This is a genomic window from Dactylosporangium roseum, from assembly GCF_025264685.1.
GTDB classification, from domain to species: Bacteria; Actinomycetota; Actinomycetes; order Mycobacteriales; family Micromonosporaceae; genus Dactylosporangium; species Dactylosporangium roseum.
This window is the reverse complement of sequence record NZ_CP073721.1, coordinates 6,434,153-6,457,246: the sequence shown is the minus strand read 5'-3', so window position 1 is coordinate 6,457,246 and position 23,094 is coordinate 6,434,153. Positions and strand designations below refer to the sequence as shown.

At 71.7% G+C, this 23,094-nt stretch carries 24 protein-coding genes; 9 read left to right on the top strand and 15 right to left on the bottom strand.

Going from position 1 to position 23,094, the window contains the following annotated elements:
- Positions 1-31 precede the first annotated feature (31 nt).
- Positions 32-1,129: a glycine cleavage system aminomethyltransferase GcvT gene (gene gcvT, locus Drose_RS30260; protein ID WP_260724679.1), complete on the top strand. Its 1,098-nt coding sequence runs from the start codon at positions 32-34 to the stop codon at positions 1,127-1,129.
- A gap of 86 nt (positions 1,130-1,215) precedes the next feature.
- Here the strand turns inward: gcvT and Drose_RS30255 are convergent, their stop codons facing one another.
- Together Drose_RS30255 and Drose_RS30250 are read right to left on the bottom strand one after the other, a co-directional pair.
- Positions 1,216-2,025, bottom strand: a complete 810-nt coding sequence (locus tag Drose_RS30255; protein WP_260724678.1) for an adenosylcobinamide-GDP ribazoletransferase — start codon at positions 2,023-2,025, stop codon at positions 1,216-1,218.
- The gene (locus Drose_RS30250; protein WP_260724677.1) at positions 2,013-3,797 is read right to left on the bottom strand and encodes a bifunctional adenosylcobinamide kinase/adenosylcobinamide-phosphate guanylyltransferase; all 1,785 of its coding nucleotides are present in this window, start codon (positions 3,795-3,797) and stop codon (positions 2,013-2,015) included. The genes Drose_RS30255 and Drose_RS30250 overlap by 13 nt, the downstream gene beginning before the upstream one ends.
- Before the next feature lie 106 nt (positions 3,798-3,903).
- Here Drose_RS30250 and Drose_RS30245 point away from each other — a divergent pair, with 106 nt between their 5' ends.
- Both Drose_RS30245 and Drose_RS30240 read left to right on the top strand, forming a co-directional pair.
- On the top strand, positions 3,904-4,104 hold the full coding sequence (locus Drose_RS30245; RefSeq protein WP_260724676.1) for a hypothetical protein: 201 nt from the start codon (positions 3,904-3,906) through the stop codon (positions 4,102-4,104).
- A 3-nt stretch (positions 4,105-4,107) separates the two neighbouring features.
- Complete coding sequence (locus Drose_RS30240) at positions 4,108-4,899, top strand: site-2 protease family protein (RefSeq protein ID WP_260724675.1); 792 nt, start codon at positions 4,108-4,110, stop codon at positions 4,897-4,899.
- A gap of 35 nt (positions 4,900-4,934) precedes the next feature.
- On the opposite strand, the gene Drose_RS30235 is transcribed toward Drose_RS30240, so the two are convergent.
- From Drose_RS30235 to nadA, 5 genes are all read right to left on the bottom strand, one after another.
- On the bottom strand, positions 4,935-5,933 hold the full coding sequence (locus Drose_RS30235) for an aldo/keto reductase family protein (RefSeq protein WP_260724674.1): 999 nt from the start codon (positions 5,931-5,933) through the stop codon (positions 4,935-4,937).
- A 23-nt stretch (positions 5,934-5,956) separates the two neighbouring features.
- Positions 5,957-8,515: a WG repeat-containing protein gene (locus tag Drose_RS38860; RefSeq protein ID WP_313899950.1), complete on the bottom strand. Its 2,559-nt coding sequence runs from the start codon at positions 8,513-8,515 to the stop codon at positions 5,957-5,959.
- Between the two features lie 154 nt (positions 8,516-8,669).
- Positions 8,670-9,296 (bottom strand): DUF3043 domain-containing protein, encoded by a 627-nt coding sequence (locus Drose_RS30225; RefSeq protein WP_260724673.1) that lies wholly within the window; start codon positions 9,294-9,296, stop codon positions 8,670-8,672.
- Between the two features lie 89 nt (positions 9,297-9,385).
- Positions 9,386-10,729, bottom strand: coding sequence for a UDP-N-acetylglucosamine 1-carboxyvinyltransferase (gene murA, locus Drose_RS30220; RefSeq protein WP_260724672.1), 1,344 nt, complete (start codon positions 10,727-10,729; stop codon positions 9,386-9,388).
- 270 nt (positions 10,730-10,999) lie between these two features.
- Positions 11,000-12,163 carry a quinolinate synthase NadA gene (gene nadA, locus Drose_RS30215; protein ID WP_260724671.1) on the bottom strand — a complete coding sequence of 388 codons (1,164 nt, stop codon included), beginning with the start codon at positions 12,161-12,163 and terminating at the stop codon, positions 11,000-11,002.
- Positions 12,164-12,219: 56 nt separating this feature from the next.
- On the opposite strand from nadA, the gene Drose_RS30210 reads away from it, so the two are divergent.
- From Drose_RS30210 to Drose_RS30200, 3 genes are all read left to right on the top strand, one after another.
- Entirely contained in the window at positions 12,220-13,338 is a 1,119-nt protein-coding gene (locus Drose_RS30210) for a glycerate kinase family protein (protein WP_260724670.1), read from the top strand.
- 93 nt (positions 13,339-13,431) lie between these two features.
- A complete protein-coding gene (locus tag Drose_RS30205; RefSeq protein WP_390891252.1) occupies positions 13,432-13,800 on the top strand; it encodes a HesB/IscA family protein in 369 nt (122 codons plus the stop codon).
- A gap of 131 nt (positions 13,801-13,931) precedes the next feature.
- Positions 13,932-14,912 (top strand): carbohydrate kinase family protein, encoded by a 981-nt coding sequence (locus Drose_RS30200; protein ID WP_260724669.1) that lies wholly within the window; start codon positions 13,932-13,934, stop codon positions 14,910-14,912.
- A 465-nt stretch (positions 14,913-15,377) separates the two neighbouring features.
- Here Drose_RS30200 and Drose_RS30195 read toward each other — a convergent pair whose 3' ends face one another.
- Both Drose_RS30195 and Drose_RS30190 read right to left on the bottom strand, forming a co-directional pair.
- Positions 15,378-15,545 carry a sulfurtransferase TusA family protein gene (locus Drose_RS30195; protein WP_260729865.1) on the bottom strand — a complete coding sequence of 56 codons (168 nt, stop codon included), beginning with the start codon at positions 15,543-15,545 and terminating at the stop codon, positions 15,378-15,380.
- A 47-nt stretch (positions 15,546-15,592) separates the two neighbouring features.
- The gene (locus Drose_RS30190; RefSeq protein WP_260724668.1) at positions 15,593-16,738 is read right to left on the bottom strand and encodes a cysteine desulfurase family protein; all 1,146 of its coding nucleotides are present in this window, start codon (positions 16,736-16,738) and stop codon (positions 15,593-15,595) included.
- Positions 16,739-16,838: 100 nt separating this feature from the next.
- Here Drose_RS30190 and ctaC point away from each other — a divergent pair, with 100 nt between their 5' ends.
- Positions 16,839-17,717 (top strand): aa3-type cytochrome oxidase subunit II, encoded by an 879-nt coding sequence (gene ctaC, locus Drose_RS30185; protein WP_390891251.1) that lies wholly within the window; start codon positions 16,839-16,841, stop codon positions 17,715-17,717.
- Between the two features lie 16 nt (positions 17,718-17,733).
- Positions 17,734-18,177, top strand: a complete 444-nt coding sequence (locus Drose_RS30180; RefSeq protein WP_260724667.1) for a cytochrome c oxidase subunit 4 — start codon at positions 17,734-17,736, stop codon at positions 18,175-18,177.
- Between the two features lie 49 nt (positions 18,178-18,226).
- Here Drose_RS30180 and Drose_RS30175 read toward each other — a convergent pair whose 3' ends face one another.
- From Drose_RS30175 to Drose_RS30150, 6 genes are all read right to left on the bottom strand, one after another.
- Positions 18,227-18,769 (bottom strand): phospholipase, encoded by a 543-nt coding sequence (locus Drose_RS30175; protein ID WP_260724666.1) that lies wholly within the window; start codon positions 18,767-18,769, stop codon positions 18,227-18,229.
- A gap of 114 nt (positions 18,770-18,883) precedes the next feature.
- A complete protein-coding gene (locus Drose_RS30170) occupies positions 18,884-19,129 on the bottom strand; it encodes a hypothetical protein (RefSeq protein ID WP_260724665.1) in 246 nt (81 codons plus the stop codon).
- Positions 19,126-19,857 carry a hypothetical protein gene (locus Drose_RS30165; RefSeq protein ID WP_260724664.1) on the bottom strand — a complete coding sequence of 244 codons (732 nt, stop codon included), beginning with the start codon at positions 19,855-19,857 and terminating at the stop codon, positions 19,126-19,128. The genes Drose_RS30170 and Drose_RS30165 overlap by 4 nt, the downstream gene beginning before the upstream one ends.
- 52 nt (positions 19,858-19,909) lie before the next feature.
- The gene (gene trpD / locus Drose_RS30160) at positions 19,910-20,956 is read right to left on the bottom strand and encodes an anthranilate phosphoribosyltransferase (RefSeq protein ID WP_260724663.1); all 1,047 of its coding nucleotides are present in this window, start codon (positions 20,954-20,956) and stop codon (positions 19,910-19,912) included.
- A gap of 26 nt (positions 20,957-20,982) precedes the next feature.
- Positions 20,983-21,378 carry a response regulator gene (locus tag Drose_RS30155; RefSeq protein WP_260724662.1) on the bottom strand — a complete coding sequence of 132 codons (396 nt, stop codon included), beginning with the start codon at positions 21,376-21,378 and terminating at the stop codon, positions 20,983-20,985.
- A complete protein-coding gene (locus Drose_RS30150; RefSeq protein ID WP_390891461.1) occupies positions 21,375-22,301 on the bottom strand; it encodes a cytochrome c oxidase assembly protein in 927 nt (308 codons plus the stop codon). The genes Drose_RS30155 and Drose_RS30150 overlap by 4 nt, the downstream gene beginning before the upstream one ends.
- A gap of 129 nt (positions 22,302-22,430) precedes the next feature.
- Between Drose_RS30150 and ctaE the strand changes: the two genes are divergently transcribed.
- Positions 22,431-23,030: an aa3-type cytochrome oxidase subunit III gene (gene ctaE / locus Drose_RS30145; protein ID WP_260724660.1), complete on the top strand. Its 600-nt coding sequence runs from the start codon at positions 22,431-22,433 to the stop codon at positions 23,028-23,030.
- Positions 23,031-23,094 lie beyond the last annotated feature (64 nt).

Below are 23,094 nucleotides of genomic sequence, written 5' to 3'. Positions count from 1 at the left end.
GACACGATAACCAACGCGATAGGTTGCGGGCATGACGCAACCCTTGCGGCACCCCGCGCTGTATCACCGCCATGCGGCGCTCGGTGCCAAGTTCGCGGCGTTCGGTGGCTGGGAGATGCCGTTGGAATACGCCGGCGGTGGCGTGCTCAAGGAGCACGCCGCGGTCCGGGAGGACGTCGGCGTGTTCGACGTGTCGCACCTGGGTAAGGCCCGGGTGCGGGGTCGTGGCGCGGCGGCGTTCGTCAACCGCTGCCTCAGCAACGACCTGGACCGCATCACGACCGGCCAAGCGCAGTACACTCTGTGCCTCGACGATACCGGGGGCGTGGTGGACGACCTCATCGCGTACCGGTTCGGCGACGACGACGTGTTCCTCATCCCGAACGCGGCCAACACCGCCGAGGTGGTCCGCCGGCTCACCGCGGCCGCGCCCAACGGCATCTCGGTCGTCGAGCAGCACGAGCTGTTCGCGGTCCTCGCGGTGCAGGGCCCGCGCTCGGCGGAACTGCTGGCGTCCCTCGGCCTGCCGACCGACCACGACTACATGAGCTTCACCGTCTCCGCCCACCAGGGCACCGACGTCGTCGTGTGCCGCACCGGGTACACCGGCGAGCACGGGTACGAGCTGGTCGTACCGTCACATGACGCGCACACGCTGTGGGACGCCCTCGTCGAAGGCGGGGCCCGCCCCTGTGGCCTGGCGGCCCGGGACACCCTCCGGACCGAGATGGGCTACCCCCTGCACGGCCAGGACCTGTCGCTCGACATCACGCCGGTCCAGGCGCGGACCGGATGGGCCGTCGGGTGGTCGAAGCCGGCCTTCTGGGGCCGCGAGGCGCTCCTGGCGGAGAAGGCCGAAGGCCCCCGCCGCCTCCTGTGGGGCATCGAGGCCCTCGACCGCGGCATCCCCCGGGCCCACATGCGGGTCCTGGCGGCCTCGGGCGACGACACGATCGGCGAGGTGACGAGCGGCACATTCTCCCCGACCCGGAAGGTGGGCATCGGGCTGGCCCTGATCGACACCGCGTCGGGTGTGACCGAAGGCGACGAGATCGCCTTGGACGTCCGGGGCCGCCGCTCCCAGGTCCGCGTGGTGAAGCCCCCGTTCGTGAAGTCCTCGGTCCGCTGACCTCACCCGGTCGTCGATTCTCCTGATCGTGGCGCGTTTTGGTCGATCCACGCGCAAAAACGCGCCACGATCAGGAACTACCGTCGTTACGACAGGTCGCCCATTGCCAGCACCACCAGGGCGGTCGTCGTCGAGAGTTCGATCGCGCCGCCCATGACGTCGCCCGTCACGCCGCCCAGGCGGCGGCGGGCGTGCTCGGTCAGCAGCCACGACACGGCCACCGCGCCGGCCACGGCGAGCGGGCCGCGCCACGGGTGGGCCAGCGCGGCCAGGGCGGCGGTGGCGAGGACCGCCACCGCCAGCAGGGAGCGGCCGATCGTCCCGGCGACCAGGGCGCCGAGTCCGTCGGGGCGGGCGGCCGGCAGGCCGCGGCGGCAGGCCACCGTGGCGGCCAGCCGACCGGCGGCGAACGCCGCCGCCAAGGCCACCAGCCCATGCACCCCGGCCGGAAGGCCGCTCGCCGTCGCCGGCAGCGCGGCCGAGCCGGCGGGCGGGGTGGCCGTCGTGCTCAGCAGCGAACTCGCCGCGGCCGTCTCGACCAGGAGCACCACCGCGATCGCGGCCACACCGAAGGGGCCGATGTCCGATTTTTTCATGATTGCCAGGGCTTTTTCCGCGGTACCGTACGAGCCCAGGCCGTCAGCCGTGTCGGCCAGGCCGTCGACGTGCATCCCCCGGGTGAGCAGGACGGCCAGGGCCACCACGATCGCGGCCGCCAGCAGCGGTGTCGCGCCCGCCGCCCGCACGGCCCAGCCAATCAGGCCCAGGAGGGCCCCGAGAAGAGCGCCGACCAGCGGGGCCAAGGCCATCGCCGTGCGGGCCGCGGGACGGTCGAACCGGTCGGCTCGCAGCGGCGCGACCGTGAACAGGGTGAGGGCGAGTCTCAGTCCTCCCACGACGGCTTCACGTGCGGCATCTCCGCGGTCGGCGAATCGGCCACGACCCGCTGGATCTCCGACTCGATCCGCTCCCCCTCGGTCAGCCCGTCGTCGGCGGGCACGGCCGCCCGGGCGCGCGGGGTGGCCGCGGCGACGGTCAGGGCGGTGTTGACCAGCGGCAGCGTGGCCAGAGCCGTCGCGCCCTCACCCAGACCGAGCTTGAGCCGCAGCAACGGGGTGACGCCGAGCACGTCGGCGGCGAGCTTCACGGTCGGGTTGTCGCCGTGGTCGGGCATCAGCAGCCAGTGCCGGGTCTGCGCGCCGTAGTCCCGGGCCACCAGGCCGGCCGCGATCCCGACCGGCCCGTCGACCATGACGGGCAGCCGCCGGGACGCGGCGCCGATGAGAGCGCCGGTCGCCACGGCGATGTCGCCGCCGCCCAGCATCGACAGGATGGCGTGCGGATCGCGGCTGCGGGCCCGGATCCGGTGCCGGACGTCGCGGATCGCGGCGACCTTGCGCATCCAGGCCTCGTCGTCGACGAATCCGGCCGCGTTGACGACCCGTCCGAGCAGGGCGGCCGGCTCGCCGCCGGTGAGCACCGCCACGACGGCCGCGGCCGCCGCGTCGGAGCCGGCGCCGCAGGCGCCCACGATCAGCAGGTCGACACCCTCGTTGGCGGCCGCGTCGGCGAGCCGCCAGCCGAGCGTCAGCGCGGCGTCGACGCTGTTGTCGTCGAGCGCGTCGTGGAGCTCGGCCGGGCCGCTCTCGGGGCAGTCGATGGCCTGGACGCTGGCGCCGGCGGTCGCGGCGAGCATCGCGAGCGTGCCGGTGCCCTCGACGACGTCCTCGAGCCGCTGGTCGGCGGCGTCCGCCGAGTCGCCGGCCGCGAACGCGCCCGCGCGGTCGCCGCGCAGCACCAGGACCCGGGGCCGCTGCCAGGGGCGCGGGTCTGGCCGGCCCTGCGCGCCGCCGGCGAACCGGACGACCGGCAGCAGGCCGCCGAGGCCGGCGCCGTTGAGCTTCAGCGTCAGCAGCCGCTCCGCCGCCTCGGCCGCGGTCGACTCGTCCGGCAGCGGCAGCTCCAGGCCGGGGGAGAAGGACAGCATGTCGCCGCTGTCGGCGGTGGACAGCACCGCCCCCGCGGTCGCGCCCTCGAAGACGAACGGAGTCTCGTCACGTACCGGTGCGGCGGCCACCGAAACGGGTGCCCGCTCCCGCCCGCCCGCGTGGCCGACCAACTCGCCGCCACGCAGCCAGTTGACCTCACCGGCCACGACCATGGCGACGCCGTCGCAGGCCGCCGCGACACGCTGGTTGAGCAATCCGTTGGCGTCGGCGAAGGTACGGCCGGACTCCGTCATCGGCATGACGGTCAGGCCCACCTCGGTGCCGACCAGCACCAGCAGGGCCGCCGGGCAGGCGCGGACCGCGTCGGCGAGCGCGCCGATCCGGGTGTCACCCGCGGACGGGTCCGACCAGTCGCCAGCCGCGTCGTAGACCGCGCTCAGCCAGCCGCCCAGGTCGTCGACCAGGACGACATCCTCCGGCTTCGCGCCGGTGAGCAGGTCCGCCAGCAGGTCCGGCTCGGTGCCCACCTCCTCGGTCCGCCAGTGCTCCGGACGCCGGCCACGGTGCGCGGCGATCCGCGCCGACCAGCCCTCGTCGGGAGTGCCGCCATGCTCCTCCGGCGCCGTCGCGACATACCGCACCCGCTCGGCGTCAGCGACGAGTGCCTCCGCCGCTTCCGACTTCCCGGACCGGATTCCTCCGAGCACCAGCAACCGCATGCCGCCACTCTAGAGGCCGTCCGTGCACTTTCCGGTGGCCGGAGCCCGCTGACGGCCGTGAGGCCGATACGCTCGAAGTCATCTACCTGGGACGGGAGTGTGACCAATGGCGTGGACGTGGCAGTTCGAAGACGCTGAGCAGCGGCCGATCGACGGGCCGAACGAGGCGTTTTCCAGCCAGTCCGACGCGGAGTCGTGGCTCGGCCAGACCTGGCGGGAGCTGGTGGCCAAGGGCGCGACGACGGCGACCCTCACGGAGGACGACCGCACGGAATACAAGATGAGCCTGCTACCCGCGGGGGGCTGACACGTGTCGTACGGTCGATATACCGACCGGGTCGCACGGCTGCCGCGTGAGGCGTTCCGCCCCAGTCCGATCTTCCTCGGGCTGGTCGCGCTGTTCGTCATCACCGGCTGGATGACCTGGGCCGGGTTCGGCAATCTCAAGATCAACGTGTTTGTGTTCGTCGCGGCCGGCTGGACCATCTCACTGTGCCTGCACGAATACGCCCACGCGGTCGTCGCGTTCAAGGGCGGCGACCACGACATCGCCCACCGCGGTTACCTGACGCTCGACCCGCTGAAGTACACGCATCCGCTGCTGTCGATCGTGCTGCCGCTGGTGTTCGTGCTCCTCGGCGGGATCGGCCTGCCCGGCGGCGCGGTGTGGGTCAACCACTCGGCGGTGCGCGGCCGGTTCGTCGACAGCCTGATCAGCTTCGCCGGCCCGGCGACCAACCTGGTCCTGGCCGTCGTGCTGGTCCTGCCGTTCAGCCTCGGCGTGGCCGAGAGCAGCCACCTCGAGTTCTGGGCGGCGCTGGCGTTCCTGGCGTTCCTCCAACTGACCGCGAGCGTGCTCAACTTCGTGCCGATGCCGGGCGTCGACGGCGGCAACCTGCTCTACCCGTGGCTGTCCCCGCAGTGGCAGCGCGGCTTCAACCACGTGGCGCCCTACGGCATGCTCCTGCTCATCGCGCTGCTCTGGTCGCCGATGATCAACACCTGGTTCTTCGGCGGCGTCCAGTCGATCGGCGACCTGCTGGGCATGCCCGCGGACTACGTCAGCCTGGGCTACGGCTTCTTCAAGTTCTGGTCCTTCTGAGAAGGGGCCGGCCCGGCCGGCCCCTTCCACCAGCGCTACGGCCGCTGCGCCGGGCTCTGGGTGAGCGCCGGGTCGCTGACCACGACCGGGGCCAGCACCTCGTCGATCCGCTTCAGCAGCTCGGCGTCGAGCTGCACGCCGGACGCCTTCACGTTGTCCTGGAGCTGCTCGGGGCGCGTCGCGCCGACGATCGCCGACGACACGTTGGGGTTCTGCAGCACCCACGCCACGCCGAGCTGGGCCATCGTCAGGCCGGCCTGCTCCGCGAGGGGCTTGAGCCGCTGTACCGCGGTGAGCACCTCGTCGGTCAGCAGCCGCGCGATGAAGCCGGCGCCCGACTTCTCGTCCGTCGCGCGGGACCCCGCCGGCGGCGGCTGGCCCGGCAGGTACTTGCCGGTCAGCACACCCTGGGCGAGCGGCGACCAGACGATCTGGCCGATGCCGAGCTCCTCCGACGCGGGCACGACCTCGGCCTCGATGACCCGGTAGAGCGCCGAGTACTGCGGCTGGTTGGAGACCAGCGGGATCTTCAGCTCGCGGGCCAGCGCGTGGGCCGCGCGGATCTCCTCCGCCTTCCACTCGGACACGCCGACGTAGAGCGCCTTGCCGCTGCGCACGACGTCGGCGAACGCCTCCATCGTCTCCTCGAGCGGGGTGGCGTAGTCGTACCGGTGGGCCTGGTAGAGGTCGACGTAGTCGGTCCGCAGGCGGCGCAGCGACCCGTTGATCGACTCCATGATGTGCTTGCGGGACAGGCCGCGGTCGTTGCGGCCCGGGCCGGTCGGCCAGAACACCTTGGTAAAGATCTCCAGGCCCTCGCGACGCTGCCCTTTCAGTGCCTCGCCGAGCACCACCTCGGCCTTGGTGCCGGCGTAGACGTCGGCGGTGTCGAACGTGGTGATGCCGAGGTCGAGGGCCGCGTGCACGCAGGCGGTGGCCTGATCGGCCTCGACCTGCGAACCGTGGGTGATCCAGTTGCCGTAGGAGATCTCGCTGACGAGCAGTCCCGAGCGGCCGAGGTGTCGAAATTCCATGACTCCGACCCTATCGCCGCTCCTTACATCACCGGGCGGGTGTCGGCCAGCAGCCGGTCGATCTCGTCGGTGACCCCGGTGCGGCTGGGGAACGTCGCCTCGATGACCGTCCGTCCCCGCCGGTCCAGCGCACCCCAGCGCTGGGCGTCGTCGGCGATCAGGAACGCCACCGGGTGAATCATCAGCGTGTGATGGATCGGTGGTACGAGCACCCGCCCGGACCGGTCGACCACGCCCTTCCGGCCGTCCAGCGACACGACGGCGAGACCTTCGTCACTGAAGCCGTCGATGTATCGGCCGTCGAGCAGCGCGGTCGCGAAGCCGTCGTACTGGAACGAGACCACGACCCGCCCGACCCCGTCCACGGCACCCCAGTGCGGGCCGCGCCGCACCGCCGCGACGCCCCGGCGGAACGGCCGCACGTCGTCGTAGCCGGTCGAGATCAGGACCGTGTTGGCCTTGTCGATGGCGATCCACCGGGTCGTACCGTCGCGCGACACCCACGCGATGCCGTCGGAGAAGCTGCCGACGCCGATGTAACCGGCGGGCGGCTCGATGAGCACCCGGCCGGTGTCGTCGATCAGCTCCCAGTTCTCCGACCCCTGCCGCTGCACCCAGGCGACGCCGTCGCGGAACGGCTGCACGTCGAGGTACCCCGGGCCGATGACGAAGTTGCCGTCGCGCTCGATGTAGCCCCACCGCTGGGTCTGCTCGTCGAACGCGGGGGAGGGCGGTTTGCGGATCTGGAGGGTCTCGTCGCGGGTCCGCGGATACGGGCCCCAGCCCTTCTCGGCGACCCGCCGGAAGACCGCGTCGAGCGCCAGCTCGGTCTGCGCGATGAGCTCCGGGTCCTCCTCCTTGCGCAGGTCGAGCGCCCGCTCGAAATGGTTGCACGCCTCCATGTAGCGGCCCTGGTCGTACGCGCACTTGCCGGCGTGCTGGTGCATCGTGGCGCGCAGCCGGTCGGGCAGCTCGGACGAGTTCGCCAGCGTGAACAGCCGGTCGGCCTCCTCGAACTCCTCCCGCCACTGCAGCACGTGCGCCAGCCGGGCCTGCGCGATGGCGATCCGCCGCAGCTCGCCGGTCGCCTCGGCGTGCGCGAGCGCGAGCTTGCCGTCGGCGAACGCCTTGGGCAGGTCGTTGAGGATCCGTGAGACGACGGCGCGCAGGCTGAGCAGCCGGGCCCGGGTCGGATTGTCGGCGACGCCGTTGAGCTTGGCGGTGAGCTGGTCGCGGACCTCGTTGAGCTTGTCGATCTCCGCACCCTCGATCTGCTCGCGGAGGGTGTCGGGGTCGAAGCGCCACACGTACGAGGCCAGGATCTGCTCCGGGTCGGGTCCGGCCGGCTCGGCCGGCTCCGCCGCGCGGGGCCCGGGCGGCGACTGCGGTGCGATCGCGGCCAGCTCGGGCGGGAACCCGTCGGCGCCGGGCCGGACGATCGGCAGGTATCCGGTCGCCTGGAGCCCGTCGACGCCCGCGCCGGTGAGCGCCGCCGAGCGGTAGCTCCCCATGGCCGTGCCCTGCGCGACGGCCGACGTGTCCGCGGCGGCGGACGGGAGCCCGGCAGGCACATGATCATGGGGCGCGGGGCCGGCGGGTGCGGCGGAGACCGGGGCGGACGAGACCGGCGCGGCGGAGACGGGTGCCGCCGAGACGGGCGCGGACGACACAGGTGCGGACGAGACGGGCGCGGCGGAAACGGGCGCGGCGGAGATCGGGGCTTCCGCGGGCATGGTGGGCTCGACGGGCCGGTTCCGATGCCAGGCGCTGAACGGCTCCGTCGCAGGTGCGCTGCTCACGGGGGCGTCCGCCGGGGGCGCGGTCGGCCGGGCCGGGCCCCAGGCGTTGAGCGCCGGGTCGGCCACCTGCTGCCGCCCGCCCCGCGCTTCGGGGGGTGGCTGACCACCGCGCGGGTCGGCGTGGTGCTGGCCGCCGCGTCCGCCGTGGACGGCGGGGCTGCCGGCGGGGCTGCCGTACGTCGCCGGATTGCGGCCGGGCGGCGGCTCGCCGTGGCTGGCCGGGCCGCCGTGGCTGGCCGGGCCGCCGTGGACGTTCGGGTTGCGGCCGGGCGGCGGCGCGCCCACCGAGGCGCGGCCCGCCGGCCGTGCCTGGGGCGGGGGAGGGTTGCCGGCGGCGCCACGCATGGCGCGCGGCACCCGGGGCACCTCATCGGTCGGGCCGTCCAGGGCGCGGCTCTGCGGGCGGCCGTAGGCGGCACCCTGCGGCGGGCGGCCGCCCTGCGGGTAGCCCTGCTGGGGGTGGCCCTGCGCCGGATGGCCGCCCTGCCGAGCGGGACCACCCTGCGGGTATTCCTGCGGCGGGCGGCCCGGCTGAGGAGCTCCGTAACCGGGAAGGCCCTGCTCCTCGTAACCACGCTGATACGGCGCGCGACGACCGCCCTGCGGGTGGTCGTGCGGCGGGTGCTGCTCGTGAGGCTGCTGTGGCCCGCGGGGCCGCCGACCGGCGGACGGGTCCGGCTCCTCGCGGCGTTGCTCCGGGATGCGGTTCCACGACACGGTAGGCACGGCCGCCCAGGTGGGCGCGGCGGTTCCCGGCTCTGCTCCCGGGTACTCGTCGCTCACAGCTTCGCTCTCCTCGCCCCACTCCGGCACCCCTCATGCACCGGCGCTCGCCGCGAGCGCGCTCGATGCACTGTGGACCGGTCGCGAAGGGAGGGTACGGCCTCCGACCCTCCCGACGCCACCGTCGCGGGGCGTGGCGCCGCCGAATCGTGTCTCAGATGGCGGTGCCGACCTTGACCTGAGGCTTGGGGTTGCGGATGAAGCGGAAGGAGATGCCCCGCATGATCGCGTAGAAGTACAGCCGGCCGAGCTTCTCGGTGGTGTCCGGGAACCGCTCCTTGATCAGCCGCTTCACGGTGCGGGAGAGCAGGTAGCTGTCGATCGCCGTGGCGATGAACATGACGCCGAAGAGCGCGTTGGCCGCGAAGTAGATGCTCGGGTTGAGGTTGCGGTTGAAGCCCACGAGCATCACGAGGAAGGTGGTGCCGAAGAACCAGGTGCCGATCGTGCGCCGCGAGTCGACGATGTCGCGCACGAGCCGCCGGACCGGGCCCTTGTCGCGGGCCAGCAGATAGCGCTCTTCGCCGTTGGCCATGCCCTCGCGCGCCTCGAGCCGCTCGGCCCGCATCCGCTCGCGCATGCGCTTGGCCGCCTCGCGCCGGTTGGCCGCCGGCGGCTCGGCGGCTCGGCGACCGGCGACGACCCGCTTCGGGGTGACCTTGCCGAGCTCGCGCTTCGACGGGGTGTGCCCCCTTGCGGCGATCTCGGATTCGGTGTCCTCGGCGGCGGGCACGGCTACGGTGTCGGGGTCTTCCGACTTTCGGCGAAACAGCGACGGCACGCCGTGAAGGGTAGCCCACTCGGGGCATGAACAGCAGCGCCGCCCGCGGAGCGGCGCCACGTCGATCGTGGCGCCGCCCGGAGCGGGTGTCAGCCGAGCTCGACGTGGGCGCCGAGGCCGTTGAGCTTGCCCTCGAAGTTCTCGTAGCCGCGCTGGATGAGCTTCACGCCGTAGACCCGGGAGGTGCCCTCGGCGGCGAGCGCCGCGATCAGGTGACTGAACCCGGCCCGCAGGTCGGGGATCACCAGGTCGGCGGCGTGCAGCTTCGCCGGGCCGGCGATCACGGCGGAGTGCATGAAGTTGCGCCGGCCGAAGCGGCAGGGGGTGCCGCCCAGACACTCCCGGTACGTCTGGATGGTGGCGCCCATCTGGTTGAGCGCGGCGGTGTAGCCGAGCCGCCGCTCGTAGACCGTCTCGTGGACGATCGACAGGCCGCGAGCCTGCGTCAGCGCCACGACCATCGGCTGCTGCCAGTCGGTCATGAAGCCGGGGTGGACGTCGGTCTCCATGGCGACGGCCTTGAGCTCGCCGCCCGGGTGCCAGAACCGGATGCCGCCCTCGCCCGGGGTGTCGTCGATCTCGAACGCGCCGCCGACCGAGGTGAACAGGTTGAGAAACGTCATCATGTCGGCCTGCCGGGCACCCTTGACGAACACGTCGCCGCGGGTGGCCAGGGCGGCGGCGGCCCAGCTCGCCGCCTCGATCCGGTCGGGGATCGGCCGGTGGCTGTAGCCGGTCAGGCGGGGCACACCCTGGATCTCGATGACCCGGTCGGTGTGCACCTTGATGATCGCGCCCATCTTCTGCAGCACGCAGATCAGGTCGATGATCTCCGGCTCGACGGCCGCGTTGCGCAGCTCGGTGACGCCCTCGGCCCGCACCGCGGTCAACAGGATCTGCTCGGTGGCGCCCACGCTGGGGTAGGGCAGCTCCAGCTTGGCGCCGTGCAACCCGTCGGGGGCGGTGATGTCCATGCCCTTCTCGGACTTGTCCACCACGGCGCCGAACTCGCGCAGCGCCTGGATGTGGAAGTCGATCGGCCGGCCGCCGATGTTGCAGCCGCCCAGGTCGGGGATGAACGCGTGGCCGAGCCGGTGCAGCAGTGGCCCGCAGAACAGGATCGGGATGCGGCTGGAGCCGGCGTGGACGTTGATCTCGTCGACGTTGGCCGACTCGACGTTGGACGGGTCGAAGACGAGCTCGCCGTCGAGGGCGCCCCGGGTGACCCGGACGCCGTGGAGCTCGAGCAGGCCGGTGACCACCTCGACGTCGCGGATCGCGGGGACGTCGTAGAGCCGGCTCGGGGTCTCGCCGAGCAGCGCGGCGACCATCGCCTTGGAGACGAGGTTCTTGGCACCGCGCACGCGCAGCTCACCGTTCAGCGGCGTGCCGCCGTGGACGGTGAGGACGTCGCCGACGTCGTAGTTGGTCACGGAACCCCTCCTGCAGGCAGGAACAAAGGAAGCAGATGCTGACGCAGCGTGAGGCCGAGGTGCGGGACGCACTGCATCGCCGCGCAGCATATCCACATGTACTGCATGGCGAAGCGGTCCGCACGCCGGGGATGGCACGAAGACAGGACTCCGACAGGGATCACCACACAGGGTGACGGAGCGTCTCCTCACGGCGGCATGACCCGCGGAATGAACCGCCCGCGGAAGCGACGAGGCTCACGCGGGCGGCGATCCGGTGGTGACGGTGCTTTACGGCAGGGCGAGCATCCGGTCGAGCGCCACCCGCGCGTGGTGGGCGGTCTCCGCGTCGACCGTGATCTGGTTCGGCACCCGGCCGGCGGCGAGCTCCTCGAGCGCCCACACCAGGTGGGGCAGGTCGATGCGGTTCATCGTTGAGCAGTAGCAGACGTTGCGGTCCAGGAACATGATCTGCTTGTCGGGGTGGGCGTTCGCCAGGCGGCGGACCAGGTTGAGCTCGGTGCCGACGGCCCACGCGCTGCCGGCCGGGGCCGCCTCGATCGTCTTGATGATGTACTCCGTGGAGCCCACGTGGTCGGCGGCCGTGACGACCTCGTGCTTGCACTCGGGGTGGACCAGCACGTTGACCCCGGGCACCCGCTCGCGCACGTCGTGGACGCTGTCGAGGGTGAACCGGCCGTGCACCGAGCAGTGCCCGCGCCAGAGGATCATCTTCGCCCCGCGCAGTTGCCCGTCGGTGAGGCCGCCGCCCGGCTTGTGCGGGTCGTAGAGCACACAGTCGTCGAGCGACATGCCCATCTTGAGCACCGCGGTGTTGCGCCCGAGGTGCTGGTCGGGCAGGAAGAAGACCTTGGTGCCCTGCTCGAACGACCAGCGCAGGGCGGTCTCCGCGTTGGACGAGGTGCAGACCACACCGTCGTTGCGCCCGACGAAGCCCTTGATGTCGGCGGACGAGTTCATGTACGTCACCGGCACGATCTCCCCGGCGATCCCGAGCTCCGCGAACCGGTCCCAGGCCTTCTCCACCTGCACCAGGGCGGCCATGTCGGCCATGGAGCAGCCGGCGGCCAGGTCGGGCAGCACGACCCGCTGGCTGTCGGAGGTCAGGATGTCGGCGCTCTCGGCCATGAAGTGCACGCCGCAGAACACGATGAACTCGGCGCCGGGCCGGGCGGCGGCCTCGCGTGCGAGCTTGAAGGAATCGCCGGTCACGTCGGCGAACTGGATGACCTCGTCGCGCTGGTAGTGGTGGCCCAGCACGAAGACGCGGTCACCGAGGGCGGCCTTGGCCCGCGCGGCGCGCTCGACCAGGCCGGGGTCGCTCGGTGCGGGCAGGTCGCCGGGGCACTCGACACCCTTCTCGGTGTCGGGGTCGGCGCCGCGGCCGAGCAGCAGCAACGCGGTGGCGGTTGGCGAAGGTTCGACCCAGGTCACCCCTCGATGGTCCCATGCCCGGTAACGGCGGGCATTGTGACGTGCACAATGGCCGGATGCGTGTCCTGGTCTGCCCCGATAAATTCGCCGGCACCATTTCGGCGGTCTCGGCCGCGGAGGCGTTCGCCGAGGGGTGGCGCGCCGTGAAGCCGGACGATTCGGTGGTACTGCGGCCGCTGTCGGACGGCGGGCCGGGGTTCCTGGCGGTGCTGGCCGCCGCGCTGCCGTCGGCCGAGCTGCTCACCGTCCCGACCACCGACCCGCTGGGCCGGCCGGTCGAGGGCCACGTGCTGCTCGACGGCGACACCGCCTACGTGGAGAGTGCGGAGGCGTGCGGCCTGCACCTGCTCGCCCCGGGCGAACGTGATCCGAAACACACCACCAGCTTCGGCCTGGGCACGCTGCTGCTCGCCGCGGTGGAGGCCGGCGCGCGCACCGTCGTGGTCGGTCTCGGCGGCAGCGGTACGAACGACGCCGGCGCCGGCCTGCTGGCCGCACTCGGCGCGGCGCCGCTGGACGGGGCCGGGTACGCCCTGCCCTACGGCGGCGCGGCGCTGGCCGCCTGCGCGGCGCTGGGCGGCGTGCCCCGGCTGCGTGACGCCGTGCTGATCGCCGCGACCGACGTCGACAACCCGCTGATCGGCCTGCACGGCGCCAGCGCCATCTTCGGCCCGCAGAAGGGCGCCGGCCGGGAGGACGTGTTCCTGCTCGACGGCGCGCTGAGCCGCTTCGCGGGTGTGCTGGCCGCGCTGCCGACCGCCCCCGATGGCCTCGCCGACCTGCCCGGCGCGGGTGCGGCCGGCGGCCTGGGCGCCGCGCTGCTGGCGATGGGCGGGCGGATCGAGTCGGGCATCGGGCTGGTCCGGCGGCTCACCCGCCTGGACGGGGAACTGGATGCGGCCGGCCTGGTCGTCACCGGCGAGGGTTCGTTCGACGAGCAGTCGCTGCGCGGGAAGGTCGTGGCGGGTGTGGCGAGCGCCGCACGAGACCGCGGCGTGCCCTGCGTGGTCGTCGCCGGCCGGATCGCCGCGGGCCGCCGGGAGGCCGCCTCGATCGGCGTCACCGAGTCCCACTCACTGGTCGAGCACTTCCAGAGCGTCGAGGAAGCGCTCTCCCGACCCGCCGACGGCCTGCGTGCGCTCGGCGGACGCCTGGCCAGGCAGTGGAGCCGCTAGCAGAAACCGTGTCACTATGAGGAGGGAATGCCATCGGGAGTCGCGGTGTTGGCACCGGTGGAACTGTAGACATCACCGCAGGGAGCTTTGATCGTGACCGCTTCGCAGCTTGCCGAGCCCGTTCAGACGGACAACCCGGCCGGCATCGGCCTCACCACGGATGCCGCCCTCAAGGTGAAGGGCCTGCTCGAGCAGGAGGGCCGTGACGACCTCCGGCTGCGCGTCGCGGTGCAGCCCGGCGGTTGTTCCGGCCTGCGCTACCAGTTGTTCTTCGACGAGCGTTCGCTCGACGGGGACAAGGTCAGCACCTACGACGGCTTCGAGGTCGTCGTGGACCGCATGAGCGTGCCATACCTCACCGGTGCGACGATCGACTTCGCCGACCGCATCGACGCCCAGGGCTTCACCATCGACAACCCCAACGCGCAGGGCTCGTGCGCCTGCGGCGACTCGTTCCACTAGGCACCGGGAGTTCGATCAGGACTCATCACGCGAGCCGCTCCCCGGGATGAACGGGGGGCGGCTTTTGTGTGTCGGGCATCGGTAGGCTGTCTGGGCTGTCGTTCCTGTCGCCCCGACTCCCAGAGGTTTTCATGAAGATCGTCGTCACCGGCTCGATCGCGACCGATCACCTGATGCACTTCCCGGGCCGCTTCGCCGAGCAGCTCCTGGCCGACCAACTGCACAAGGTGTCGCTGTCGTTCCTGGTGGACGACCTCACCGTCCGGCGGGGTGGCGTCGCCGGAAACATCGCCTTCGGCATGGGTCTGCTGGGCCTGCGCCCGATCCTGGTCGGCGCGGTCGGCGCGGACTTCGCCGACTACCGTAGCTGGCTGACCCGGCACGGGGTCGACTGCGACTCGGTCTACATGAGCGAGATCGCCCACACCGCCCGGTTCGTGTGCACCACCGACGACGACATGAACCAGATCGCCTCCTTCTACGCGGGCGCCATGTCCGAGTCCCGCAACATCGAGCTGCACCCCGTCCACCAGCGGATCGGCGGCGTCGACCTGCTGCTGGTCAGCGCCAACGACCCGGTCGCCATGGTCCGGCACACCGAGGAGGCCCGTGAGCTGGGCATCCCGTTCGCCGCCGACTTCTCCCAGCAGATCGCCCGCATGTCCGGCGAGGAGATCCGCAAGCTCGTCGGCGGCGCGGCCTACCTGCTCACCAACGACTACGAGAAGGAGCTGCTCGAGTCGAAGGCCGGCCTCACCACCCAGGCGCTGCTCGACCAGGTCGGCATCCTGGTCACCACGCTGGGCAAGGACGGCGTCGTCATCCGGGGCCGGGAGGTCGACGGCGAGATCACCGTGCCGGTGATCAAGGGCGTCCAGGCCTACGACCCGACCGGCGTCGGCGACGGCTTCCGTGCCGGCTTCTTCGCCGCCCTGTCGTGGGGCCTGAGCCTGGAGCGGGCCGCCCAGGTCGGCTCGATGATCGCGGCGCTCGTCCTGGAGACGGTCGGCCCCCAGGAGTACTCCGTCGTGGCCGACGAGTTCACCAAGCGCATCTCCGAGTCGTACGGTGACCTGGCCGCCGAGGAGATCCGGGCACACCTGCCCGCCTGACGACCGGCTCGCTCTCCGCCGGGTCCGGGCGGTCGCCGCCGGACCCGGGCGGCGCGTTCCGGCGACTCCATGATCAGGCAAGGCTGCGAAGTTCGGCCGTGCGGTCGTCCGTCCACCCCGGTGTTGCGCTACGGGACGGTGACGCACAGTCGTGCGGGCGGTGGCTGTCGCTCATGATCGCCGCTGGACCCGGGACGGCGCGTTCCGGTCCGGGCGACTCCATGATCATGGGAAGGATGTGGCTATCGGGGCAGCCACATCTTTCCCATGATCATGGGATCGAGCGGCCTGGCGGCGGATTGCGGCGGCGTGGCAGCCTGGCGGCGGATTGCGGCGGAACGCGCGCCGACCGGTGCGCCCGGCGGCGACGGCCCGCGCCCGAATTGTCTGGATTGCCCGAGTTGGCACCGAGTCGTTGGGCTCGACTGCGCGATCATGAGACCGTGGCCGAGCCGCCCGACCGCGCTACTCGTGATCGCGCAGGCGGACGGTGTGCCGGTCTCCGTCGGTCGACACGAACGTGTGACCGCGCATCCGGCACCACGCCGGGATGTCGACGGCCGCCGCCGGGTCGTCGGCCAGCACCTCGATCACCGTGCCGGGTGGCTGCCCGCCGGCCAGCTTCGCCAGCATGATGACCGGCAGCGGGCAGCGCTTGCCGCGCGCGTCGACGACGAGCCTCACAGGCCCGCCACCCCCGCCTCCGCCCGCGCCGACCCGACGACCGACGGCAACACGGCGAGGAACCGGCGCACGTCCTCGCCCGACACGTCGCGGTGCAGCGACACCCGGACGTTGCCGTGGGTGAGCACGCCCATCGCGGCCAGGACGTGCGAGGGCCGGAGCGTGTCGGCGGTGCACGCCGAGCCCGACGACACGGCGAAGCCGGCCCGGTCGAGGGCGTGCAGCAGCACCTCGCCGTCGACGTAGAGACAGGAGAACGTGACGATGTGCGGCAGCCGCTCGTCCGGCTCGCCGACCACCTCCACGTCCGGCACGGTCGCCGCCACGGTCCGGCGGATCTCGTCGACCAGGGCGCGCTGCCGGGCCGACTCGACCGCCGCCTCGTCGATGACCGCTCGCAGCGACGCGGCCGCGGCCACGATCGCCGGCACGTCGACCGGGCCGTCCCACACCGGCTCCCAGCGGGTGCCCTTGCGCGCGGCGAGCACGCCGACACCGGCCGGCCCGCCCCACTTGCGGGCGCTGCCGGCCAGGAGGGACCAGCCCGTGGGCAGCGCCATCCGGCCGATCGACTGGGCGGCGTCGACCAGCAGCGGCACCCCCGCCTCGGCGCAGAGCCCGGCGGCGGCCTCCACGGGCTGGACCGTCCCAACCTCATGATTCGCGCTCTGAACCGCCGCCATGGCCACTTCCGGCGAATTCACCGCGGTTCGCAGGGCCTCGAGGTCGACGCGTCCGGTCACCGACACCGGCACGCCGACGGCGTCGTCGCCGGCCGCCTCGATGAGGGCGGAATGCTCCACGGCGGAATGTACGACGAGCCGCCGCCCGCGGGCCCGGCGGGTGCCGGCGACGGCGTGCCGCACCGCGTCGGCGCCGCCGGCGGTGAAATGCAGCTCATCAGGGCGCACGGCCAGGATCGCGGCGGTCGCCTCGCGAGCGGCGTCGAGGAGTTGCCGCGCCCTGCGGGCCTGCGTGTAGAGCTTGCCCGGATCGGCCCATCCCTCGTCCGCCGCGGCCAGAAACGCTTGCCGCGCAACGGGATGCGGGGGTGTGGCGGTGGCTGAGTCGAAGTAGACGCCCACGCGCGCAACGGTATCGCGAGCCGGACACGGCCACCCCAAGCCGGGCGGACCGCACATGGTCGAGTACGCTCGCCAGCGTTGGTGAGGCTTGCCGTGCGAAGCTACCGGAAGAAGCTCCGGGACCCGCCGCACGGCGCTGCTAAGGAGGCAGGAGCAGGTGGTCTCAAGAGGTTTGAGCCCCGCGCGCGCCGTTGGGCTCGCCGTCTCGGCCGTCGGGGTGACGACCCTGCTCGCCGGTTGCTCCATCGAGGACACGTTCCACGGGTTCGGATGGCCGAAGGGCATCACCGAGCAGGGTGACCGGATGTATGACCTGTGGATCGGGTCGGTCGTCGCGGCGCTCGCCGTCGGCGTCTTCGTCTGGGGCCTGATCTTCTGGTGCGTGGTGCGCTACCGGAAGCGGGGCGACGAGCTGCCGCCGCAGACGCGCTACAACATGCCGTTCGAGATCCTCTACACGGTGGCGCCGTTCGTGGTCATCGCCGTGCTGTTCTTTTACACCGCGATCATCCAGACCGACGTGGACCGCCTGTCGAAGAACCCGGACGTCCGCGTCGAGGTGATCGCCTCGAAGTGGAACTGGCAGTTCGTCCACAGCGACAGCAAGGGGCCGGCCGGCAACCCGATCACCGAGGTCGGCGCCGACGACTACATCCCGATCCTGGTGCTGCCGGCGGGCAAGTCGGTGCAGTTCAGGGAGAACTCGAAAGACGTCATCCACTCGTTCTGGGTGCCGGACATCCTGTTCAAGCGGGACGTCATCCCCGGTGTGGAGAACAAGTTCGAGATCCGGCTCAAGGACAACGCGCAGGGCGCGTACGTCGGCCGGTGCGCGGAGCTGTGCGGCACGTATCACTCGATGATGAACTTCGAGATGCGGGTCGTCACGCCGGCGCAGTACCAGCAGTACCTGGAGCTGCGCACGGCCGGTCGGAGCACGCCCGAGGCGCTCGCACAGTTGGGCTTCCCGAACAACGGCTACGCGACGACGACCCACCCGTTCGACACCGACCGCACCAAGCGGTCCTCGAGCTGAGAAAGGGCGAACGGCGATGAAGTCTGAAGGGCGTCTTTTCTTCGTCCTCGCGGTGTTCCTGTTCGCGATGGCGGCCCTTTACGCCTGGTGGACCGACGTGGCGTCGCCCGAGCAGGCCGGGCACCGTGGCATCGAGTGGATCGGCGTCGTCGCGCTGATCCTGTCGGGCCTGCTGCTGACGATGGTCGGCAGCGCGCTGTGGATGATCTCGCGGCGCATCGAGCCGCGTCCGGAGGACCGGGCCGACGCGGAGATCGCCGAGGGCGCCGGTGACCTGGGCTTCTTCAGCCCGGGCAGCTACTGGCCGTTCGGCCTGGCGCTCTCCGCGATGATCGCGAGCCTGGGCCTCGGCTTCAATCAGTGGTGGCTGGTGGCGGTCGGCCTGCTGGCGGTGCTGGTCGCCACGTGCGGCCTGATGTTCGAGTACTACACCGGTTCCCGCCGGGGCGCCGAGCACTAGGCGTGACCTGGGAAAAGGGGGCCTCTCGGGGCCCCCTTTCCGCACGTTCTCATCGATCGCCGCGGGCGGCCTTGACGGCGGCGAGTTCGCCGCGTTCCTTGAGGTCGGCGGCGCGCTGCAACTGGGCGTCGCTCAGCACGACGTCGCCGAACGCGACGACGGCCTGGTAGTAGGTCCACGCGAGGCTGGTGCAGGCCGGCCGCACGAACCTGTTGTAGGCCGCGCACCTGGCCTTGAGGTCGTGGTAGAAGCTGTCGTCGACGCGGCCCTTGTTCGCCGGGAACCGGCCGATCGCCTTGTAGTTGCGGTAGCCGAAGTCGTGGCGCTGGCAGGGGAGCCGGAAGTCGAAGCCGAGCGGCTGGTCGGGGCTGGTCGAGCAGGAGTCGGTGGACCAGTCGAAGCCGTACGCGGCCCATGCGCCCTGGTTCCGCCGGGCGGCGTTCCAGGCGCTGAAGCTGGTGGCGGTGGGCTGTGACCAGCTCGACATCACGGCGGGCTTGTCGGCGGGGGCGGCCGCCGCCGCGGGAGCCGCGGCGAGACCGAGGGTCAGGAACAGGACGGCGACGGGGACGCCGAGGCGCCGGAACTTCATGGGCACACACCTCTGGTCGGGTGCCGGAAGGAGGTGCCAAGGATTGTCCAGGGTCTATATGAGATGCCGGAGTGCTTTGCGCTGAGCGGTACCAGCCGGGAGCTGAACGGTCGTTCAGGCCGCTCGGCGCAGGAGCACCCGGGAGCGCCGGTCCATCAGCAGGATCACCGGCGCGACCACGATCGCCTCGCCGCACGCCGTGCAGGCCCGGTCCGGACACGTCGCACGAGGGTGGTCGGTGCAGACGGGCTTCTCGAAGAGTCGCAGCCGGTCGCAGGTGTCGCAGTGGAGCTCCATGACCGTCACCGTGCCACCGCCGTCGCCGGCCGCGGAGGATTTGCCGACGGCGTGTCGGGTCACGGTTTGGCCGTCGTTCTCGGCGGCACGAAGGCCTCGGCGGTCACGCTCGGGGTCGTGTACTCCAGGACGAGCCGGGTGGCCTTCCCGCCGTCCGTGGTGCCCTCGAAGTAGGCGAGCAGGCCCGCCGGATTGATGCAGGCCGTCTCGGTGCGCAGCCCGGTCGCCGCCACCGACACGCACTGGGCGTCGCCACGCTTCGAGGTGCCGGTCCGCACCCCCTCGCCGTTCGCGATGGTCGCCAGCCGCCCCAGGGCCGCCTCGGGGGCCAGGAACTCGCCCCCGAAAGCCTCGCTGATCGTCTTCGCCTGCGACGGGGACATGGAGTCCACCCCCGGCCCTTCCTGGCAGCTCACGGACGGCTGAGCGGCCTTCTTGCCCTTGGCGGGCGACGGGGCGGGTGCCGTGTGACACAGATACGTGCCGTCGGGGGTCGAGATGTACGTCACCCCGCCGCTCCGGTACGCCCGGCGGGGCGACGACTGGGACACGATCACGACCACGCCGGAGGTGGTGGTGTACTGCATCGTGGCGTCCGTCTCCAGCCCCAGCACCAGGCGGGAGGCGAACTGGTCGACCAGTTCGAGCGCCGGGTTGGCCGGCTGGGCCTGGTGCTTCGGCGGCGTGTCGCACGACTTCGCCATCATGCCGGCGAAGCCGAGCGTCAGCGCGCCGGCGATGATCGCGGAGAGCAGCGCCTTCTTGGGGTTGTTGCGCGGCGTTTCGGACACGTTGAACCAACGGCGCTGAGACGCCGGTGGTTATGCGGTCCGCGGTGCGGCGCTACGCGGCCTTGAACGCGGCCCAGCGCTCGATCAGCGCCGTCGCCGCGCCCGAGTCGACGGCCGCGGCGGCCTTCTCGACGCCGGCGCGCACCTGGTCGTGCAGGTCGTCCAGCGAGAACCCGGCGCGGGCGGCGATGGCCGCGCCCGCGTTGAGCAGCACCGCGTCGCGCACCGGCCCGGGCTCGCCGGCGAACATCCGCCGGGCCACGCCGGCGTTGTGTGCCGCGTCACCGCCGCGCAGGTCGCCGGGTGCGGAGCGGGGCAGGCCGAGGTCGACGGCGTCGATCACGGTCTCGGTGACCATGTTGCCGGTCACGGCCCAGACCCGGGTCGGTGCCGCCGTCGTGAACTCGTCGAGGCCGTCCTCGCCGCGCACGAGGAGCACCGAGAAACCGCGCCTGCCCAGTACATCCGCCATCACCGGAGCCATGCGGGCGTCGAAGCAGCCGATAGTGGCCGCGCTGGGCTGCGCCGGGTTGGTCAGCGGGCCCAGGAAGTTGAACACCGTCGGCACGCCCATCTCACGGCGCGGCACGCCGGCGTGGCGCATGCCCGGGTGGAACCGGGCCGCGAAACAGAAGCCGATGCCCACCTCGGTGACGCACCGGGCGACGTCCTCCGGGCCCAGGTCGATCGTGACGCCGAGGCTCTCCAGCACGTCGGCGGCGCCGGCCGAGGAGGAGGCGGCCCGGTTGCCGTGCTTGACGACCGGCACGCCGGCGGCGGCGGTCACCACGGCCGCCATCGTCGAGATGTTGACCGTGTTGGCCCGGTCGCCACCGGTGCCGACGATGTCCACGGCGGCGTGCCGCTGCTCGTCGGAGAGCGGCACCCGCGGCGTGGTGGCCAGCATCAGCTCCGCGCACCCGGCCACCTCGGCGGAGGTCTCACCCTTGGCCCGCAGCGCGATCACGAAGGCCGCGGTCTGCACGGGGGTGGCCTCACCGGCCATGATCTCGCCCATCGCCCACCGCGTGTCCTCGGCGGACAGGTCCTCGCCGCGGAGCAGGGCGCTGAGCAGCAGTGGCCAGGTGCGGTCGCCCATGGCGCCTCCAGTGCGGGGGAGAGAGTCTACTGGCGGATGGCGGGGTATGCGCGGAGCAGGCCGGCGACGGTCTCGCCGGTGGTCACCGGGTCCAGCGGATACATGATCGTGCCCTCGACGCGGGCGTAGGACGCCAGCCAGCGGTCGGCCGCCCGAGCGATCGCCAGCACGACCGGCGGCGCGCCCGCGATCTCGTCCTTGAGCTGCCGGGCGATGCCCAGACCGCCGCCGGGGGTGGCCTCACCGTCGAGCACCAGCAGGTCGATGTCGGTGTCGTCGACCAGCTTGACGACCTCGGCGTAGGTGGAGGCGTCGACGAACCGCACCGACAGGTCGGCCGCCGGGCGGGTGCCGATGGCCAGCCGCATCCGGTCGCGGACCTCGGGATCGTCGCTGTACAGCAGGACGGTGTGCTGGGTCATGTGCGCGCTGCTCCTCGTGTGGCGGGTGCCTCCGGGATCGTACCGTCCGCCGCCATCGGGATGCCGGTGCGGGCGGACCACTCCGCCTCCTCGCGCCGCTGCCGCTCCTCGCGGTCGAGCTGCCGGTCGACGCGCTTCGCCTCGCGGTCGGACTGGCGCATCCACTGCACGACCAGGACCGCGAGCATGGTCACGGAGACGATCTCGCCGCCGGCCCACAGGATGCCGCCGGCCACGACCTGGTCCCCGGCCGGGTCGGTCCAGCCCAGGCGCAGCGACGGGTACCAGTCGCCGCCGAGCAGGTCCTTGCTCTGCATGATCGTCAGCCCGAGCACCGTGTGGAACGGCGTCGACAGGAACATCAGCAGCGCCCGGGCCGGGTACGGCCACCGGCCGGGCAGCGGGTCGAGGCCGATCAGCGGCCAGAAGAACAGGCAGCCGACGGCGATGAAGTGCGCGTGGGTCAGCTCGTGGATCCACGCGTGGCGCATGGTCAGCTCGTACAGATTCGTGAAATAGAGCACGAACGGCGTGACCACGAACATGCCGAACGCCACCAGTGGGAAGGCCATCACGCGCGCCACGCGTGAGTGCACGACGGCCAGCAGCGTCCGGCGGCCGCGCCCGGGCAGGGTGCGCAGGGCCAGGGTGACCGGCGCGCCCAGGGCCAGGAAGATCGGCGCGATCATGGACAGCATCATGTGCTGGATCATGTGGACCGACAGCAGCGTCGTATCGTACCGCTCGATCCCGGTCATGGTGACCGCGGCGATGGATCCGAGGCCGGGGAGCAGGAAGAGCACGGTCCGTGCAACCGGCCACGTGTCGCCGCGTTTGCGCAGCTTGAGCACGCCGGCGAGGTAGAGGCCGGCGGCGGTGAGGAGCACCAGCGTCAGCCACGAGACGTGGAACGATCCGAGGATCGTCGACGCCGACGGAGGGCCTGGTTCAGCAGCGTGGAGCACGTCCCCAGACTATGCCGACGCACGAATCGTCCGTGTCTGGTGGACCCCGTGCAAGAGTGGTGATGATCGGGGGGCAATAATGACGGCGTGACTGCGGCCCCAGCGATTGCCAAGAGCCAGATCCACTCACTGACCAGGCCCAACATGGTCAGTGTCGGAACGATCGTGTGGCTCTCCAGCGAACTGATGTTCTTCGCGGCACTGTTCGCGATGTACTTCTCCATCCGCGCCGCCGCGCCGGAGCTGTGGGAGAAGCACACCGAAGTGCTGAACATCCCCTATGCCCTGACCTTCACGCTGATCCTCGTGGCGTCGTCGATCACCTGCCAGATCGGCGTGTTCCGCGCCGAGCGCGGTGACGTGCACGGCCTGCGGCGGTGGTTCGCGCTGACCTTCGTCATGGGCCTGATCTTCGTCCTCGGCCAGGTCAACGAGTACCGGACCCTGGTGCACGAGGATGTCAAGATCAACGGCGACGGCTACGGGTCGATGTTCTACCTGACGACGGGCTTCCACGGCCTGCACGTCACCGGCGGTCTGATCGCCTTCATCATCTACCTCATCCGCACGACCATGGGCCGGTTCACACCCGCCCAGGCGACCTCGGCGATCGTCGTGTCGTACTACTGGCACTTCGTCGACGTGGTCTGGATCGCGCTGTTCGCGATGATCTACTTCCTGCAGTAGAGGTTCGGGCCGCGTCACGCATCCGGGACCACCACTTCTGAGACGACATAGGTGATGACGACAA